This is a genomic window from Croceicoccus ponticola, assembly GCF_004004515.1.
GTDB classification, from domain to species: Bacteria; Pseudomonadota; Alphaproteobacteria; order Sphingomonadales; family Sphingomonadaceae; genus Croceicoccus; species Croceicoccus ponticola.
Window position 1 is genome coordinate 406,292 of the sequence record NZ_RXOL01000001.1, and the last position, 17,521, is coordinate 423,812.

General features: G+C 62.4%; 19 protein-coding genes and 2 tRNA genes. 14 read left to right on the top strand and 7 right to left on the bottom strand.

Going from position 1 to position 17,521, the window contains the following annotated elements; genetic code table 11:
• Nucleotides 1–12: 12 nt before the first annotated feature.
• Nucleotides 13–89: transfer RNA gene (locus EKN06_RS01955), tRNA-Pro, on the bottom strand.
• A 261-nt stretch (nucleotides 90–350) separates the two neighbouring features.
• Between EKN06_RS01955 and thyA the strand changes: the two genes are divergently transcribed.
• Nucleotides 351–1,313, top strand: a complete 963-nt coding sequence (gene thyA / locus EKN06_RS01960; protein WP_164843893.1) for a thymidylate synthase — start codon at nucleotides 351–353, stop codon at nucleotides 1,311–1,313.
• Between the two features lie 94 nt (nucleotides 1,314–1,407).
• Nucleotides 1,408–1,484: transfer RNA gene (locus tag EKN06_RS01965), tRNA-Asp, on the top strand.
• Between the two features lie 89 nt (nucleotides 1,485–1,573).
• On the opposite strand, the gene EKN06_RS01970 is transcribed toward EKN06_RS01965, so the two are convergent.
• From EKN06_RS01970 to EKN06_RS01985, 4 genes are all read right to left on the bottom strand, one after another.
• Nucleotides 1,574–1,804, bottom strand: a complete 231-nt coding sequence (locus tag EKN06_RS01970) for a DUF2842 domain-containing protein (protein ID WP_127611185.1) — start codon at nucleotides 1,802–1,804, stop codon at nucleotides 1,574–1,576.
• The gene (locus EKN06_RS01975; RefSeq protein WP_127611186.1) at nucleotides 1,801–2,448 is read right to left on the bottom strand and encodes a 5-formyltetrahydrofolate cyclo-ligase; all 648 of its coding nucleotides are present in this window, start codon (nucleotides 2,446–2,448) and stop codon (nucleotides 1,801–1,803) included. Before EKN06_RS01975 ends, EKN06_RS01970 begins: the two co-directional genes overlap by 4 nt.
• A gap of 283 nt (nucleotides 2,449–2,731) precedes the next feature.
• Entirely contained in the window at nucleotides 2,732–3,043 is a 312-nt protein-coding gene (locus EKN06_RS01980; protein ID WP_205693793.1) for a cell division protein ZapA, read from the bottom strand.
• An 8-nt stretch (nucleotides 3,044–3,051) separates the two neighbouring features.
• Nucleotides 3,052–3,261 carry a hypothetical protein gene (locus tag EKN06_RS01985; protein WP_127611188.1) on the bottom strand — a complete coding sequence of 70 codons (210 nt, stop codon included), beginning with the start codon at nucleotides 3,259–3,261 and terminating at the stop codon, nucleotides 3,052–3,054.
• Between the two features lie 253 nt (nucleotides 3,262–3,514).
• On the opposite strand from EKN06_RS01985, the gene tkt reads away from it, so the two are divergent.
• The 5 genes from tkt to EKN06_RS02010 are packed head-to-tail and all read left to right on the top strand — an operon-like array spanning nucleotide 3,515 to nucleotide 9,176.
• Nucleotides 3,515–5,536: a transketolase gene (tkt, locus tag EKN06_RS01990; protein ID WP_127611189.1), complete on the top strand. Its 2,022-nt coding sequence runs from the start codon at nucleotides 3,515–3,517 to the stop codon at nucleotides 5,534–5,536.
• Between the two features lie 15 nt (nucleotides 5,537–5,551).
• Entirely contained in the window at nucleotides 5,552–6,559 is a 1,008-nt protein-coding gene (gap, locus tag EKN06_RS01995) for a type I glyceraldehyde-3-phosphate dehydrogenase (RefSeq protein ID WP_127611190.1), read from the top strand.
• Between the two features lie 14 nt (nucleotides 6,560–6,573).
• A complete protein-coding gene (locus tag EKN06_RS02000; RefSeq protein WP_127611191.1) occupies nucleotides 6,574–7,047 on the top strand; it encodes an MOSC domain-containing protein in 474 nt (157 codons plus the stop codon).
• Nucleotides 7,044–8,255, top strand: coding sequence for a phosphoglycerate kinase (locus EKN06_RS02005; RefSeq protein WP_127611192.1), 1,212 nt, complete (start codon nucleotides 7,044–7,046; stop codon nucleotides 8,253–8,255). Before EKN06_RS02000 ends, EKN06_RS02005 begins: the two co-directional genes overlap by 4 nt.
• A 42-nt stretch (nucleotides 8,256–8,297) precedes the next feature.
• Nucleotides 8,298–9,176 (top strand): fructose bisphosphate aldolase, encoded by an 879-nt coding sequence (locus EKN06_RS02010; RefSeq protein ID WP_127611193.1) that lies wholly within the window; start codon nucleotides 8,298–8,300, stop codon nucleotides 9,174–9,176.
• Nucleotides 9,177–9,236: 60 nt separating this feature from the next.
• Here EKN06_RS02010 and EKN06_RS02015 read toward each other — a convergent pair whose 3' ends face one another.
• On the bottom strand, nucleotides 9,237–9,704 hold the full coding sequence (locus EKN06_RS02015) for a hypothetical protein (protein WP_127611194.1): 468 nt from the start codon (nucleotides 9,702–9,704) through the stop codon (nucleotides 9,237–9,239).
• A 67-nt stretch (nucleotides 9,705–9,771) separates the two neighbouring features.
• Here EKN06_RS02015 and thiE point away from each other — a divergent pair, with 67 nt between their 5' ends.
• The 4 genes from thiE to trxB all read left to right on the top strand — a co-directional run bounded on the left by thiE (nucleotide 9,772) and on the right by trxB (nucleotide 13,614).
• Entirely contained in the window at nucleotides 9,772–10,440 is a 669-nt protein-coding gene (gene thiE, locus EKN06_RS02020; RefSeq protein ID WP_127611195.1) for a thiamine phosphate synthase, read from the top strand.
• A gap of 69 nt (nucleotides 10,441–10,509) precedes the next feature.
• Nucleotides 10,510–11,757 (top strand): L,D-transpeptidase family protein, encoded by a 1,248-nt coding sequence (locus EKN06_RS02025; protein WP_164843895.1) that lies wholly within the window; start codon nucleotides 10,510–10,512, stop codon nucleotides 11,755–11,757.
• Nucleotides 11,754–12,476: a M23 family metallopeptidase gene (locus EKN06_RS02030; protein WP_127611196.1), complete on the top strand. Its 723-nt coding sequence runs from the start codon at nucleotides 11,754–11,756 to the stop codon at nucleotides 12,474–12,476. Before EKN06_RS02025 ends, EKN06_RS02030 begins: the two co-directional genes overlap by 4 nt.
• A gap of 166 nt (nucleotides 12,477–12,642) precedes the next feature.
• Complete coding sequence (trxB, locus tag EKN06_RS02035) at nucleotides 12,643–13,614, top strand: thioredoxin-disulfide reductase (RefSeq protein WP_127611197.1); 972 nt, start codon at nucleotides 12,643–12,645, stop codon at nucleotides 13,612–13,614.
• 3 nt (nucleotides 13,615–13,617) lie between these two features.
• Here the strand turns inward: trxB and EKN06_RS02040 are convergent, their stop codons facing one another.
• Nucleotides 13,618–13,899: a phosphopantetheine-binding protein gene (locus EKN06_RS02040; RefSeq protein ID WP_127611198.1), complete on the bottom strand. Its 282-nt coding sequence runs from the start codon at nucleotides 13,897–13,899 to the stop codon at nucleotides 13,618–13,620.
• A 74-nt stretch (nucleotides 13,900–13,973) separates the two neighbouring features.
• On the opposite strand from EKN06_RS02040, the gene EKN06_RS02045 reads away from it, so the two are divergent.
• From EKN06_RS02045 to EKN06_RS02055, 3 genes are all read left to right on the top strand, one after another.
• Nucleotides 13,974–15,515 (top strand): acyl-CoA ligase (AMP-forming), exosortase A system-associated, encoded by a 1,542-nt coding sequence (locus tag EKN06_RS02045; protein ID WP_240654621.1) that lies wholly within the window; start codon nucleotides 13,974–13,976, stop codon nucleotides 15,513–15,515.
• 13 nt (nucleotides 15,516–15,528) lie between these two features.
• Nucleotides 15,529–16,758, top strand: a complete 1,230-nt coding sequence (locus EKN06_RS02050) for a pyridoxal-dependent decarboxylase, exosortase A system-associated (protein ID WP_127611200.1) — start codon at nucleotides 15,529–15,531, stop codon at nucleotides 16,756–16,758.
• A 155-nt stretch (nucleotides 16,759–16,913) separates the two neighbouring features.
• Nucleotides 16,914–17,474: an AAA family ATPase gene (locus EKN06_RS02055; protein WP_127611201.1), complete on the top strand. Its 561-nt coding sequence runs from the start codon at nucleotides 16,914–16,916 to the stop codon at nucleotides 17,472–17,474.
• The last annotated feature ends 47 nt before the right edge of the window (nucleotides 17,475–17,521 follow it).

Consider the following 17,521-nt stretch of genomic DNA (forward strand, 5'->3'; position numbering starts at 1 on the left):
CACGCGGAAAATTGGTCGGGGAGAGAGGATTCGAACCTCCGGCCCCTGCCTCCCGAAGACAGTGCTCTACCAGGCTGAGCTACTCCCCGACCGATGGTCTGCTGCCGGGTGAAACACCGTGGCAGCGAGGCAGGAGCGCGCCTATAAGCGGGTGTGCCATTACTGGCAAGCGGACAATCTCGGTTTATTGCCGATTGTTGCGGCAGCTGCCGCTTTTGCGAGCCCTGCCATTTTTGCGAGCCCGGCCGAATGCCGCGGCCGTGCTGCTTTTTCCCCGGTCAGCAATTTTTCCCGCGCTTTTATGCATGGGCCGTTTGGATCGTGGGCAAGTCCGGTTTAGGTTGGGCCCCATGGCCAGCCAGCTTGCAGATCGCGCGCCCGCCCGAACGGGAACGGCGCATTACGAGGATCAGTACCTCTCTCTCATGCGCCGCATATGGGAGGGTGGATCGGAACGTCGTGACCGCACCGGAGTGGGGACGCGTTCATTGTTCGGCGAAGCGATGCGGTTCGATTTGTCCGATGGCCAGATGCCGCTCATCACCACCAAGCGCGTTTACTGGAAGACCGCCACGCGTGAATTGTTGTGGTTCCTGACCGGGGAGACGAACATTCGCCCGTTGGTGCAGCAGCGCGTCGGCATCTGGACGGATTGGCCGCTGGCCAAATATCGTCAGGCTACGGGCGAGGATATTTCGGCAGAGGACTTTTCGCAACGCATCGCCGAAGACGCCGATTTTGCGGCGTGGTGGGGCGACCTTGGCCCCGTCTATGGCAAGCAGTGGGTCGACTGGCCCACTTACGTCCCGGCAGGCGACGGCCTGTGGCGCAAGGGGGGCGGGATCAACCAGGTCGCAGGGTTGGTCGACAGCATCCGCAGCAATCCCGGCAGCCGGCGTCATATCCTCGAGGGATGGAACGTCGCCGAACTCGACACGATGGCGCTGCCGCCATGTCACAAGACGTATCAGTTCCACGTTGCCGACGGGAAACTGAACGGGCTGATGTTCCAGCGCAGCTGCGACGTTGCGCTGGGCCTTCCGTTCAATCTGTGGTCCGCCGCGCTGTTGCAAGTCATGCTGGCACAACAGACGGGGCTGGAGCCGGGGGAATTCGTGTGGATGGGCGGCGACGTCCATCTTTACCTCAATCACGATGCGCTGGTCACCGAACAGCTTTCGCGCACGCCGTCCGGTTCGCCGCGGGTGGAGCTTCTGCGCCGTCCCGATTCGATCTTCGATTACGCGATCGAAGACTTCGCAGTGCACGATTATGCTCCGCAGGCGCATATTTCGGCACCGGTCGCGGTCTGAATTGGGCACTTTCGCAAAAGTTTCAAAAAAGGGTTCGGATCGGCGTTGACAGGTCGGATTCGCTGCCCTAACTGCGCGGCTCCCCAAGGGGCAAGCGGGTGTAGCTCAGTTGGTTAGAGCGCCGGCCTGTCACGCCGGAGGTCGCGGGTTCAAGTCCCGTCACTCGCGCCACTTGGAGAACGCAGAAAGGCCCGCGAAAGCGGGCCTTTTTCGTATGTTACGGTAAATTGCGCTGCATTTCTCAAGCGGCCCTGCGGACCTTATTCGGGCGGAGAAAATCGGCCCGTTTCCATCCAGATTAGGAACCGTTTCAACGGCAGCAGCCACACGATGCCGAGCACCAGATAGACCGGCACCTGCAACAGCACATGCCACCGCGAAATCGGGTCGATCAGCGTAACGACGAGCATGATGTAAAGCCCGATCGCGATCATCAGGGCGATGACGCCCACGGGCTTGCGCCATGTCGGTTGCCAATCGGGATGGTTCACGCATCGTCCCTTTCGAATGGCCCATAAAGCCGGGTGGGGGTGACCACAGAGGCCAGAAGCCGATCATGCGGTTCCAGCGGCAGCATGTCGACCTTCTGCACGTCCCAGGCAAGTCCGATAGGCATCGCGGCCGGGTTTTCGGCCAGCCAGCGATCGTAATGGCCGCCACCTTGTCCCAGTCGCGCACCGCTTTCGGTAAAACCTATCACCGGGACAAACAGCACGTCGGGCACCAGCGTTTCCGCGTCGGCGTCGGGCTGCAACGAACCATAGGGTGCGACGACAAGGTCGCTTTCTTCGTAAGGGTCGCGCCATGCCGCGAATGTCATGGCGGCATCGCGCCCGTCGAAACGGGGGAGGGCGATGCGATGGCCGGCTTCCAGAAAGAAGCGGGCATAGTCGCCTGTCGGAGCTTCTGTTGGCACCGGATGATAAAACGCGACCACCGCGTCCGCCGGGATCTGGTCGATAACGGGCCGGGGCGGCCTGCGAAACAGCAAGGCGCGCGTGCTTTCATCGAGCGCTGCGACATGTTCACGCCGCACTTTGCGCAATCGTTCGCGCAACGCTTTCTTGCTGTCCAACCTGCGCTCCAGTTCTGCGGTATGGCGGAGCACCAACCGCGTCCGGACCAGACCTGGCATGATGACGGCCGCACGACGGAAAACGGCGACGCCATTGGTCGCAGGCACCCGAAACACAGGGAGTCGCCATTTTCAGGCCGGTCCGGGCGTATCAGGTGCCCAAACCAAAGGGTGACGGGCCCACCATGGGTCGTTGCCGTATGAAATCCTCTGACGCCTCAAGCATCAGGTGGGAGCCGTTTCAACCGGCCCACGAGCCGGTCAAGGGATAGCTCCCTAGGATCAATTATCGCCTCAGGGATGTTCTGTCGGCTCGTGCCGGGCAGAACCCGTCCCCTCCCATCTAGGCGTGGTGATCGCCACCCTCAAGGTGCCGGACGATATTTTCAATGCGCGAGGTGATCGCATCGATGCGGCGCGCGATGGCTTTGTCCTGATCGCGGTTGATGGCGGGGCTTGCTTCACCGTCACGCATGGCGTGAAGTTCGTCCGCCAACATGAGCGCGCCGAACAGCAACATGCGCGGTTCGCTCTGCCCCACTGCGCCTGCGTCGCGCACCCGCGTGTCGATCATGCGGCCAAGCTGGCCGATATGGGTTTCCTCGCCCGGCTCGCAGGATATGGCAAAGCGCCTTCCGCCGATTTCAATATCCATGTTGGCCATCAGCCGTGTTCCCCGAATTCTTCCAGCAATCCATCGAGATCGGCGAGCGCGTGGCTAACCTTTTCGCGCATCGCTTCGTGTGCGACCCGCAACGAGCGCAGTTCGTTCTCTGCCGGATTGGGATGAATCACGGCCTTTTCCAGCCGCGCCAGCATCGCATCCAGACGCTCCAGCGCGCCGTCCAATTCAAGCTTTTCCGAACCTGCCATGACTTTAGCCGTAGTCTCCATTGATATGCGGTTGCTTAGCGTTAGCGCCCGATGACGCGGCTTGGCGCAATGCGCAAATACGCGATGCACACAAAAGCGCCATGCGGACGCTATCGTGCGACAACCGGCGCAAGATCGGGGCATGAAGCATCATCTTGCCGGTGCCTAACTTGACGCAGCGGCAGCATCACCGCAATGCGTCGCCGCAAACGAATCACCTGCACCCGCGCGCTCAACGGGAAAACGCCTGATCATGACGACCGAAAATAAGATCCTCACCGGGATGGCCAACGCCATTCGTGCGCTTTCCATGGATGCTGTCCAGGCCGCGAATTCGGGACATCCCGGCATGCCGATGGGCATGGCCGACGTCGCGACCGTCCTGTTCAGCGAATATGTGAAGTTCGATCCCTCCGCGCCCAAGTGGGACGACCGCGACCGTTTCGTGCTGTCGGCCGGCCACGGTTCGATGCTGATCTACTCGCTTCTCAACCTGACGGGTTATGCCCATCCGACGATGGACGAGATCCGCAACTTCCGCCAGTTGGGCAGCCCTTGTGCGGGGCATCCTGAAAACTTCTTGCTCGACGGCATCGAATGCACCACCGGCCCGCTGGGCCAGGGACTTGCGATGGCTGTCGGCATGGCAATTGCAGAGCGTCACCTGAACGCCAAGCACGGCGACGATCTCGTCGATCACCGCACCTGGGTGGTCGCGGGCGACGGTTGCCTGATGGAAGGCGTGAACCACGAGGCGATCGGACTTGCCGGGAACCTGCAGCTTGGTCGCATGATCGTGCTGTGGGACGACAACGACATTACCATCGACGGTTCGGTGGAACTGTCTTCGAACGAAGATATCGAGGCGCGCTATGCTGCGGCAAAATGGCACACGGTGCGTTGCGACGGGCATGACCCGGCCGACATCCGCCGCGCCATCGATGAGGCGCTTGCCGATCCGCGCCCTTCGCTGATCGCGTGCAAGACGATCATCGGCAAGGGCGCCCCCAACAAGCAGGGTACCAGCGCTACGCACGGTTCGCCGCTGGGCGACGCCGAAATCGCCGCCGCGCGCGAAGTTCTGGGCTGGACCGAAGAACCGTTTGTCATCCCCGACGACATCGCCGCCGCATGGAAGGCGACCGGCGAACGCGGCAAGCAGGCCCATGCCGACTGGCAGGCCCGTCTGGACAGCGACGCCGACCGTCGCGCCAGTTACCAGGCAGCGTCGATGAAGGGCGATTCCGCCGCGAGCGCCGCGCTCGAAGGGTATATTGCCGATCTCGCCGCCAACCCCAAGACCGTCGCCACCCGCAAGGCCAGCGAAATGGCGCTTGAGGTGCTGACCGCCGCGATCCCCACGATGATCGGCGGTTCCGCTGACCTGACGGGTTCGAACAACACCAAGACGAAGTCAACCGGGCCGCTGACGGCTGCCGACTATTCGGGGCGCTACCTCTATTACGGCATCCGCGAATTCGGCATGTCCGCCGCGATGAACGGCATGGCGCTGCACGGGGGCGTGATCCCTTACGGCGGCACGTTCCTGATCTTCTCCGACTATGCCCGCAACGCTATCCGCATGTCCGCGCTGCAAGAGGCCGAAGTCGTCTATGTCCTGACCCACGATTCGATCGGTCTGGGCGAAGACGGACCGACGCACCAGCCGGTGGAACAGGTGATGAGCCTGCGCCTGATCCCCAATCTCAACGTCTATCGCCCTGCCGACGTCATCGAGACGGCGGAGTGCTGGGCGCTGGCCCTGTCGACGCCGGGCACGCCTTCGGTGCTGGCGCTCACCCGTCAGAACCTGCCGCAGCTTCGCGGGGAAGGCGATGCGGATTGGAGCGAGAGCAACAACCGTTCGGCCAAGGGCGCCTATCGCCTCAAGTCGGCGGACGCTGCGCGCAAGGTCATCCTGATCGCCACGGGCTCCGAAGTCGAACTGGCGGTCAACGTCGCCAAGGCGCTTGAGGCGGACGGCATCGGCGCGGACGTGATTTCCATGCCCTGCGCTGAACTGTTCGACGCGCAGGACGCGGCGTATCGCAACGACATACTTCCCGAAGCCGATGCGGCCGGGACGCTGCGCGTCTCTATCGAGGCGGGTGTGACATTCGGCTGGCAGAAATATACCCACGGCGGCGGCTCCGCCGGCCTTAACATCGGCCTCGACCGCTTTGGCGCGTCGGCCCCGGCCGAAAAGCTGTTCGAACGTTTCGGCTTCACCGTCGATGCGATCGTCCCGCAAATCATGACCAAACTGAACGGATAAGCAGGAGTTAAAGCCATGGCGACCAAGGTTGCGATCAACGGTTTCGGACGTATCGGGCGGCTTGTTGCCCGCGCCATCCTCGAACGTGACGACCACGATCTCGAACTCGTGGCCATCAACGACCTCGCCAGCGTGAAGGCCAATGCCTTGCTGTTCCAGTACGATTCGACCCATGGCCGCTTTCCCGGCACGGTCGAGGCGGGCGAAGATTCCATCACCGTGAACGGCAAGAAGATCGCCGTCACGTCGGAACGCGAACCCGGCAAGCTGCCGCATGCCGCGATGGGCATCGACCTCGTGCTCGAATGCACCGGCTTTTTCCAGTCCGACGAGGGCGCGCGCCCGCACATCACCGCTGGCGCCAAGAAAGTACTGATTTCGGCGCCTGCAACCGGCGTGTCCAAGACGATCGTATTCGGCGTGAATCAGGACACCCTGACCGCAGAAGACGATGTTGTTTCGAACGCGTCGTGCACCACCAACTGCCTTGCCCCGGTGGCGAAGGTGCTGAACGACACCGTCGGCATCGAACGTGGCTTCATGACCACGATCCATTCGTACACCAACGACCAGCGCATGCTGGACCAGATGCATTCTGACATGCGCCGTGCGCGCGGCGGGGCGCAGAACATGATCCCGACCACCACGGGCGCCGCCCGCGCGGTCGGCCTTGTGCTGCCGGAACTGAAGGGCAAGCTCGACGGGTCGAGCGTTCGCGTGCCGACGCCCAACGTCAGCCTGATCGACCTGACCTTCGTGCCCAAAAAGGACACGACGGCAGAAGAAATCAACGCTGCGCTCAAGGCCGCGTCGCAAGGCGCGATGAAGGGCGTTCTCGACTATACCGACGAGCCGCTGGTTTCGTCGGACTTCAACCACTACCCCGCCAGTTCGACTGTCGACAGTCTCGAAACCGCGGTGCTCGAAGGCAAGCTCGCCCGCGTCGTGTCGTGGTACGATAACGAGTGGGGCTTTTCGAACCGCATGATCGACACCGCAGGCAAGATGGCGAGCTTCCTTTAAGGGACGATTGCACGATGGGCATCACGGGACGATTGGGCGGCATCGCGCGGCACGATCGTCCGCGTGGGCCCATCGAATTGATCGACGAGGTCGCGGTGACGATCCGCGATGGGATCGCGGGGGACTTTCGCGGCGCGATGAAGCCTGATGGCCCGCGCAAGCGTCAGGTCTCGCTGATCAACGCCGAAGACTGGGCCGCCGCGATGTCCGATCTGGGGCTCGAGCCTGGGGCAATTCCCTGGCAGGAGCGCCGCGCCAACCTGCTGGTGCAGGGTATCCAGATTCCCCGCGAAAACGGCGCGCGCATCCGCATCGGCAACGATGTCGTGATCGAGATCGTGCAGGAATGCGACCCGTGCAGCCGCATGGAAGCACTTCACACCGGGCTCAAGGCCGCGCTGACGCCTGAATGGCGGGGCGGCGTGCTGGGCCGCGTATATGCCGAGGGTACGATACGCACCGGCGACACCATAAGGATCGAAGAATGAGCGATTTTCGCACGCTGGACGATATCGGCGACGATTTTGGGGATTTGCGCGGCAAGGTCGCGCTGGTCCGTATCGACCTGAACCTGCCTATGAACGGCGGACAGGTGACGGACAAGACCCGCATCGTGGCATCCGCGCCGACGATCCTAGAATTGGCTGACGCAGGCGCGAAAGTGCTTTTGTTGGCGCATTTCGGGCGGCCTAAGGGCGCCCGCAATTCGATGATGAGCCTTTCGATGGTCGTCGACGCCGTGCAGGACGTGCTGGGCCGCGAGATCATGTTCGTGCCCGAAGTGGCCGGCGATATCGTCGCCCAGTCGCTTGGCATCATGCGTCCGGGCGATGTGTCGATCCTTGAAAACACGCGGTTCTGGCCGGGCGAGGAAGCGAACGATCCCGCATTCGCCAAGGCCATGGCCGCCAACGGCGACCTTTACGTCAACGACGCCTTTTCCGCCGCGCACCGCGCCCATGCGTCGACAGAGGGGCTGGCAAGGCTGCTCCCATCCTATGCGGGTCGTTCGATGCAGAAGGAACTGGACGCGCTGGACAAGGCGCTGGGCAATCCGGAAAAGCCGGTTGCCGCGGTTGTCGGCGGCGCGAAAGTGTCTTCGAAGCTCGACGTGCTCAAACATCTCGTGACCAAGGTCGATCACCTGATCATCGGCGGCGGCATGGCCAACACGTTTCTTGCGGCGCGCGGCGTCGATGTCGGCAAATCGCTTTGCGAGCACGACCTGACCAGCACCGCCGAGGAAATCATGGAGGCCGCGGACAAGTCTGGCTGCACCGTGCACTTGCCCTATGACGTCGTGGTGTCGAAGGAATTTGCCGCCAATCCCGCATCTTTGCGCACATGCAACGTGCACGAAGTCGCTGCGGACGAAATGATCCTCGACGTCGGGCCGCAAGCGGTTGAAGCTCTTGGGGACGTGCTCAAAACTTGTCGCACACTGGTCTGGAACGGCCCGATGGGCGCGTTTGAAACCGAACCGTTCGATGCCGCCACGGTAGCATTGGCAAGGACCGCCGCCGCGCTTTCCAAGGAAGGCTCGCTGGTATCGGTAGCGGGCGGCGGCGATACCGTCGCGGCGCTGAACCACGCTGGCGTTGCGCAGGATTTCACTTATATTTCAACCGCTGGCGGTGCCTTCCTCGAATGGATGGAAGGTAAGGAACTGCCCGGTGTGGCCGCCCTGTCGCAATAAGGCAGCCCACCGAACCACACTCTGCAGGGAGCAGAATTGAAAATGGATATGAAGAAGCAGATCGCGGGCCGGCAGGGATTTATTGCCGCGCTCGACCAGTCGGGCGGTTCCACGCCCAAGGCTTTGCGCGGATACGGCGTGGCCGACAGCGAATGGTCGGGCGATGACGAAATGTACGCCAAGATCCACGAAATGCGCAGCCGCATCATCACCAGTCCTTCGTTTTCGAACGGCAAAGTGATCGGAGCGATCCTGTTCGAAAAGACCATGGACAGCTTGGTCGAGGGCCAGCCGACCCCCCAGGCGTTGATCGACCGCGGCATTGTGCCGTTCATCAAGATCGACAAAGGGCTGGAAGACGAAAAGGACGGCGTCCAGCTAATGAAGCCGATGCCAGACCTCGACACCCTTCTCGCCCGCGCCAAGGGCCTTGGCGTCTTCGGCACCAAGGAACGCTCGGTCATCAACGAGGCGAACCCCGCCGGCATCGCAGCGATCGTCGCGCAACAGTTCGAAGTCGGTCGGCAGGTGCTGGCTGCGGGGCTGGTCCCGATGCTGGAGCCCGAATATTCGATCAACGCCGAAGGCCGCGCCGAAGGTGAGAAGATCCTGAAGGCGGAGATCCTCAAGAACCTAGAGACCCTGCCAGAGGGTGAGCAGGTCATGCTCAAGCTGTCGATCCCGGTCGAACCGAACCTTTACGCCGACCTGATCGCCCACCCCAAGGTGCTGGCTGTCGTGGCGCTGTCGGGCGGATATTCGACCGACGAAGCCTGCGAAAAGCTTGCGCAGAACCATGGCATGATCGCCAGCTTCAGCCGCGGCCTGCTTCAGGACCTGCGCGCCGGGCAGACCGATGCCGAATTCGACAAGACGCTGGGCGATGCGATCGACCAGATCTACGCCGCCAGCGTGGCCTGATCCGTAAGCTTCCGAATTAACGAAAAAGGGCCGCTCCTTGCACGGAGCGGCCCTTTTTCGTTAGGCTGCGATATCGATCATGTAACGAAAGCGATAGGCCCCTGCGGACACGGGAACGTCCTTGAACGGCGCCGGCGTGACTTCGTGCAACATGATCTCGGCGCCACGCACGTTCTGGCTTTCCCCGGCAACCATGTTCACCGTTTCGCGCCATCCCGGACCGTCAATGCGGGTGGTCACGACTACGCGCCCCGCCCATATGCACTGCACGCCGACCGGGCAGCGGCTGTCTTCGTAGATGGCCTTTGCCGTCGCCACTAGGTCGTTTCCGAGAAGAACCGGCTGATCGAGGCTGACCGCGGTGCCGATGGCGGCGGCGGGGCCGTTGTCAACGATGGGAGCATCGCCGGGATAAGTCGCGCAGGCGCCTAACGGGACGATGGCTAACAGGGCGGCGTAAGTAAGCGTGCGCATGGCGATCTCCTTATGCGTTACGCAACGTTCGGCAATGGCAAAGGTATCCGGCATGCAGCATCGCGGTGGGCAATGCGCGTTCGGCTTGCGCGATGACGCGGCAGGGCATAGGGCCAGCGCCATGTCCAAGAACGCCCCCAATTCCGACCCCGTTTGCCAGCTCTACCTGATCTCCCCGCTGGATGTGTCGGGGGATTTTCCCGACCGTCTCGCCCGCGCGCTCGACGCCGGGAAGGGTATGGTCACGGCGTTCCAGTTCCGCGTGAAGGATGCCGACCAGCACGAGGCCGCGCGCCTTGCCGAACCGTTGCAGGCGATCTGTGCCGAGCGGGACGTGGCATTCATTGTCAACGATTCCGTCGCGCTGGCCAAGCGGCTTGATGCCGACGGCGTGCATTTGGGCCAGACGGACGGCGCGGTAAAGGAGGCTCGCGAAGAGCTTGGGCCGGATGCCCAGATCGGCGTCACCTGTCACGCCAGCCGCGACCTTGCCATGGAAGCGGGCGAGCAAGGTGCCGACTATATTGCGTTCGGCGCTTTCTTTCCCAGCACGACCAAGGAAACGGAACACCGGGCCGAGCTATCCCTGCTGGAATGGTGGGATCACGTCTTCGAACTGCCCAGCGTGGCGATCGGCGGCATAACGCCTGAAAACTGCGCGCCGCTGGTAACCGCAGGCGCCGACTTCCTCGCCGTGTCGGGTGCGGTCTGGAACGGTGACGAGGTTGCCGCAGTCAGCGCCTTTGCCAAGGCCATCGCCGAAGCACCGCCGCCAGACTTCGAAGACTGAGGTCGGACCCAAGCGGCATTTCGCGCGTTGCACCCGAGACAAGTCCATAAAAGTCTTCGGGAAACCTCAATGATCCGCAAATCCGCTATTCTGCTCGGCCTTCCCGTGATGCTGGCCCTGACCGCTTGCTCCGACAAGGCACCTGACGCGCCCGTACCCGAGGCTGCGGTGACCAAGCAGGCGGACAGCAATTTTGCCGACACGATGCGCAGTAACGATCGCGGCGACGCGGGCGATGCTCAGCAGATCCCCGACAGCGAAGAGCGGCCCGTCATGCAGGTGCAGGTCGTGCTTGACCGCCTTGGCTTTTCGCCAGGCGTGATCGACGGCAAGGAAGGGATGTCGACGACCAACGCGTTGAAGGCTTTCCAGACCGCCAACGATATCGATGAGACCGGCAAGCTCGACGACGCGACGAAACAGGCGCTGGTACGCTGGCAGGACATTTCCGCCACCCGCGTCGTAACGATCCCCGAAGATTTCGCGGTTGGCCGGTTCGAAAAGATACCAGAGGGCGCCGAGGAACAGGCGAAGATGACGCGGCTCGATTACGAATCGCTGGACGAAAAACTGGCCGAACGTTTTCATACGACTGTCGAAACGCTGAAGATGCTGAACCCCGACGGCAGACCCGCAACGACAGCCTTGGCGACGACGGATGGAGCGGTTTTGCCTGCTGCCAAGACGACAGCGACGCCCAAGCCCATTGCGACACCCAATCAGACACCATCTGCTAGCGGTTCGGCCAAGGCTGACGCGACACCGGGACCGGTAAGCATGTTTGCAGCTGGCCAGCAGATTCGCGTGCCTAACATCGGCGGCGATTTCATCGACGCAAACACCGACCTCGACGTTTCATGGCGCGATACGCTTCGCATGCTGGGTGTCGGCACCGATCAGCCCAAGGCGGCGCGCATCGTCGCCGACAAGTCCGACAGCACGCTGAAAGCCTACGACGCCCAGGACAAGCTGATCGCCGCTTTCACGATCACGAGCGGTTCGAGCCATGACCCGCTGCCATTGGGTGACTGGAAGATCACCGGCGTCGCGCACAATCCTCCGTTCGCCTATGATCCGACCCTGTTCTGGGACGTTTCTGACAGCGAAGAGAAACAGCAATTGCCGCCGGGCCCGAATGGTCCCGTTGGCGTGGTGTGGATTGATCTGTCGAAGGAGCATTACGGCATCCACGGCACCCCGGCACCCGAAACGATCGGCCGCGCAGAAAGCCATGGTTGCGTGCGTCTGACCAATTGGGATGCGGCGCGATTGGCTGAAATGGTATCCACCAAGACGAAGGTTCATTTCCAGCAATGAGCACAACCGAGCCCGTCGCCCCGCCAACCGTTGTGCGGCACCGCCGCAGCTTCGGCCGTGATTTTCGGCTAGTGCTGGCCACGGCAGGGTTTACGTCGCTTTTCTGGATCGTTCTGTTGGCGTTTACGGGATCGGACTTGTTCACGATAACGAAGGTGCGGTCCGAAGGCTCGCAGCCTGTCGCATCGAAAAGTGTACCCGAAGCGAGCGGGCTTGAGACCCAATTCGTCCAACGGGCCGCGTCGAGCGGTGGGGTACGACCTACTTTGGTCGATTTGCCGACAGGCGCGTTGCTTATCCCTGTCGATGGTGTGGCGATTGACGCTCTGATCGACACTTTCGATCAGCCGCGAGGCGAACGACGCCATGAAGCTCTCGACATCGTCGCCCCAATGGGCACTCCGGTCGTATCGGCATCCAATGGGATGGTTGAAAGGCTGTTTCTGTCCGATGAAGGGGGTAAAACGATTTATGTGCGCAGCAATGATGGCGGGCGCATGTTCTATTATGCTCATCTCGATGCCTATGCGCCCGGTCTGACCGAAGGAGACATCGTCAAGCCGGGGCAAAAGATCGGCACCGTCGGCATCAGCGGCAATGCCGATCCGGCGACGCCGCATCTTCATTTTTCCATCCTGCGCATGGCGCCAGACGATCCTTGGTGGAAGGGCACACCGGAGAATCCCTATGATCTGCTCACTGCGGCGCGCGCCAACTGATATGCTGCCATAGCCGCACCATCGGCTTGATTGCCGCACTGCATTACCCCAATCTTCGACGCCAATCGGGCTGAAATCGCTCAATGTCGGCGGCGACGGGCAAGAACGTTGCATTTGTGGCCCATGTCCTTATCTGCGATGCCGATAACGCTCGGGGAAACGACATATGACCACGCATAACACCCGCATGCTCATCATCGGCTCCGGCCCCGCCGGGCTGTCCGCCGCCATCTATGGCGCGCGTGCCGGGATGGAGCCCATCGTTGTTCAGGGCCTGCAGCCGGGCGGGCAGTTGACGATCACCACCGATGTCGAAAATTACCCAGGATTTCGCGACGTGATCCAAGGTCCCTGGCTGATGCAGGAAATGCAGGCGCAGGCCGAACATGTCGGCACGCGGATGATGTGGGACACGATTGTCGACATCGATCTCGCGGGCGGATCGTCCTTCGTCGCGCGGGGCGACAGCGGCGACGAATATATCGGCGAAGTGCTAGTCATCGCCACCGGGGCACAGGCGAAGTGGCTGGGTGTCGAAGGCGAACAGGCATGGTCGGGCAAGGGTGTATCCGCCTGCGCAACTTGCGACGGGTTCTTCTATCGCGGCAAGAAGGTCGTGGTCATCGGCGGCGGCAATACCGCGGTCGAAGAAGCGCTATACCTCACCAACCATTCCGATGACGTAACCCTGATCCACCGGCGCGACGAACTGCGCGCGGAAAAAATCCTGCAGGAAAGATTGTTCAACAGCGACAAGATCTCGACCTTGTGGAACAAGTCGGTCGAACGTTTCGAAGGAGAGGATGGCAAGGGTCTCACTCACCTCATCCTCAAAGATACGGTGACGGGCGAAGAAAGCCGTTTCGACACCGAAGGCGCCTTTGTCGCCATTGGTCATTCGCCGGCGACGGAACTGTTCAAGGGCAAGTTGGACATGGACGACAATGGTTACCTGATCGTCGAACCGGGCACGCCGAAAACCGCGTTGCCCGGCGTGTTTGCTTGCGGTGACGTGATGGATCACATCTATCGTCAGGCCGTTACAGCTGCGGGCACCGGATGCATGGCCGCGCTCGACGCCGAACGCTTCCTCGCCACTCTCGAATTTACCAAAGAAAAAGCCGAAGCGGCGGAATAAGGCCTAAGCGGCGCGCTTCGTCTCGACGTAGTTGAGCAGCGCGCCGTAGGTTTCCAGCATTTCGCCGTCGACATCTTCGTCGTCGATGATGATGTCGCAGCGGTCCTCGATCTCGGTCAAAAGACCGGCGACAGCCTGCGAATCAAGTTCAGGCAGCGCCCCGAACAATTCGGTATCGACATCGAACGAAGCGACGCGATCTGGCGAAAGCGCCAGAACGTCGCTCAGGATCTCGCGTAAGAGGCGATCGGCGGAACGCGCCTCGGAATGGGAAACCTCGCACATGTTCGCGCCATTAGCTTTACTGCGGGTGCGAAGCAAGCATGGCGCGCAACGATGCCCATGCTATGCGCTTGGCGATGACCAATCCGATTCCGCCCGCGAACCTGCAACCTGTCGATCGGCTGACCCTTCGTGGTGAGCCGGACGCACCGGCGCTGGTGTTGAAAAATCGGACGCTGGATTACGCAGGTCTCGAGGCGGATGTGGCCCGGCTTGCGGGTTGGCTGGCGGGATTGAACATCGAGCCGGGCGCGCGCGCGGCGACATGGGCGGGGAAGGGCTGGCTGACCTGCCTGATGCCGCTGGCCGCCCCACGCGCGGGGCTGATCCATGTGCCGATCAACCCGCTGCTGAAGCGCGCTCAAGTCGCGCACATCCTTTACGACAGCGGCGCGGCGCTGCTTGTCGCCAACAGGGGCCGACTGGCGGGGCTTGAGACGGGCGACTTGCCCGACGACTGCTTGGAGGTCGAAGAAGGCGACGCCGAACTGGCTGCGGCGGGGGCGACACCCATGGCCCCAAGCAACGGCAGCCCCGACGATCTTGCCGCGATACTGTACACCAGCGGTTCGACTGGCCGGCCGAAGGGCGTGATGTTGAGCCATGCCAACCTGTGGCTGGGCGCAGAGGCGGTGGCGGATTACCTTGCGCTTGAACCTGACGACAGGACGCTTGCGGTCCTGCCGCTGGCTTTCGATTACGGGCAAAACCAATTGCTTTCGACGTGGTTTGCAGGAGCGTGCGCCGTCCCGATCGATTACCTGTTGGCGCGCGACGTCGTGCGCGCGGTGGCAAAACATGCGATCACGACGCTTGCCGCTGTCCCGCCGCTATGGACTCAGCTGCTTGAACAGGAATGGCCCCCCGAATCGGTCGAGCCATTGCGGCGCCTGACCAACAGCGGCGGCGCACTGGCCGAGCCGCTCGTCCGCAGGCTGCGCGAACGGTTTCCCGAAGCGAGGCTGTTTGCGATGTACGGACTGACCGAAGCGTTCCGCTCGACGTTCCTCCCGCCGGAAATGATCGACGTGTATCCGACCTCGATCGGCGGATCCATCCCCCATGCCGAGGTGTTGGTGGTCAAGGATGACGGTACGCTTGCGGGACCGGGGGAAGAGGGCGAACTGGTCCACGCAGGGCCGCTCGTCGCCGGGGGATATTGGCGAGACGCCGAACGCAGTGCCGAACGATTCCGCCTGGCACCGCCGGGATCGCGTTATGGCGGAATGGCGGTCTGGTCGGGCGATAGAGTGCGTTACGATTCTAAAGGACTGCTCCATTTCGTCGGCAGGCGTGACGCTATGATCAAGTCGCTTGGCCAGCGGATCAGCCCGCAAGAAATCGAGGAAGCCGCGCTGGCGACCGGGTTGGTCGCCGAATGCGTCGCGATTGGGGTGCCGGACGAAAACCTGGGTCAGGCGGTGCACCTCGTCGCTCGCGCTTCGCCCGATACCGACCCGGGGCAGGCGGCGGCCGAACTGGTGCAGGCGCTGCGCCGTGAATTACCAAGCTACATGCAACCACAAGTGGTTCACTGGCGCGATGCCCTGCCCAAGGGGGCGACAGGAAAGCTCGACCGGGCCAGTCTGATGCACGAACTGCTGGGGGTCACGAATTGAAGGTCATTCGCCGATGAAGCCGACCGGACCTATTCCCGCAGGATATGCGGCCGAGGGCGGCGAATTGATCGTCGCCGGGCGGCCCGTTTCGCACTGGATCGCAGAAGCGGGTACGACGCCGCTGTTCGTCTATGACGGCAGCATGATCGATGCGCGCGTCGAAGGGCTGCGACGGGCCATGCCCGACCGGGTGTCGATCCATTATGCGATCAAGGCCAATCCCTTCGCGCCCCTGCTGCAACGGATGGCAAGGCTGGTCGACGGGTTCGACATCGCTTCGGGCGGGGAGCTGGCGATGGCGATGGCGGCGGGCATGGAGCCGGCCCGCATCAGCTTTGCCGGGCCGGGCAAGGACGATGCCGAGATCGAGGCGGCACTCGCCAGCGGCGCTACCCTGAACCTCGAATCGGCGCGCGAACTGGACCGGGCGCTGGCCATTGCCGAACGATGCGGCGTAACGCCCCGGCTCGCGTTGCGGGTCAACCCGGACTTCGACCTCAAAGGCTCTGGCATGAAGATGGGCGGCGGGGCCAAGCCGTTCGGCATCGACGCCGCGGCTGTGCCGCCACTGGTGCGCCGGATCGTCGCCAGCGGGGGCGAATGGCGTGGTTTCCACATCTTTGCCGGCAGCCAGGCGCTGTCATCGGACGCGGTCATCGAAACGCAGGGTCAGACCGTGGCGCTGGCAGTTCGGCTGGCCGAGGATGCAGGGGCGGCGCTGCCCCACTGCAATCTGGGCGGAGGGTTCGGCATTCCCTATTTTCCGGGCGACGAACCGCTCGACATCGTCGCGGTCGGCGCGGCGCTGGGCGAAACGTTGGACCGGCTTCCGCCAGCATATGCCGACACGCGGTTCGCCATCGAACTGGGCCGCTGGCTGGTGGGAGAGGCGGGCGTGTATCTAACCCGCGTGCTGGATGTTAAGGAAAGCCACGGCGAGGTCTTCGTTGTCGTCGATGGCGGTTTGCATCACCAGCTTGCCGCGTCGGGCAATTTCGGGACGGTGGTGAAGCGCAATTATCCGGTCGCGGTGGCCAACCGTTTCGACGAAGCCGCCTGGGATCAACCGCAGACGATCGTCGGACGGCTGTGCACTCCGATCGACCGTTTGTCGGACAAGGTCGCCCTTCCACCATTGGCAGAGGGCGACGTGGTCGCGATCTTCTGCGCCGGGGCCTATGGCGCGACCGCGAGTCCCGCAATGTTCCTTGGCCACGGACCCGCTCGCGAAATCTTGGGCTGAGGGATAATTGCTCCGAACCGGAGGTAACTTGACCCGGTGATCCGTGGACCGCGCGACGGTTAACAAGTCATTAGATCAAACCGGAGGAAGTTACTCTTCCCTACAACCAATTGTTTGAGCATGTTTTTCCCATCGTAAGTTGGGAGCATGAAGCGATGTTGGAGCAGTTCGGATCGGCTGAACGTAACCGGTTCAGCACTTTGCAGGCGGGGCCTTCGCGCACGCTGCATCACAGCCTTCAAGCGGTGCGGCGGGGCGATTCTGCGATCGTGCTGACCGCACGCCGTAAAAGCGAACGGGTCGCCATCCTGACCGAAATCGTTCGGCTCGCCGGACCCGAATTGCGCCGAATGATAAGAGTGACTGGCGCGGAATTGGCGGGTGCATCATCAGCCCGCCTTGAATCAATGGCACTGACGCAACGGTCGCGAACAAATTGGCAGGCAGCATTGCATTCGGGCGGAACTGCGCGGAGTTTATTGATCGTCGACGAAGCGGAGATGCTCGGCCCCGCCGAAATCGAAGTTCTGACCGATCTGCGCGATTCCCTGTCGGGTGGTGCGGTTCAAGTGCTGCTGGCGGGTTCGAGCCACTTGCTTGCCAACCTTGTGTCGACCGCGATGCGACAGGTTCTGGCGACAGGTCAGGCTGGCGCTGACGATGGGCGAGACCGCCGCGTCAAGCGCGCTCGCCGACCTTTCCCAACTGGAGATTGAGATCGCGCGAACGCCAGCGCGGCTTGAGGCGCAGCAGCGGATCCTGT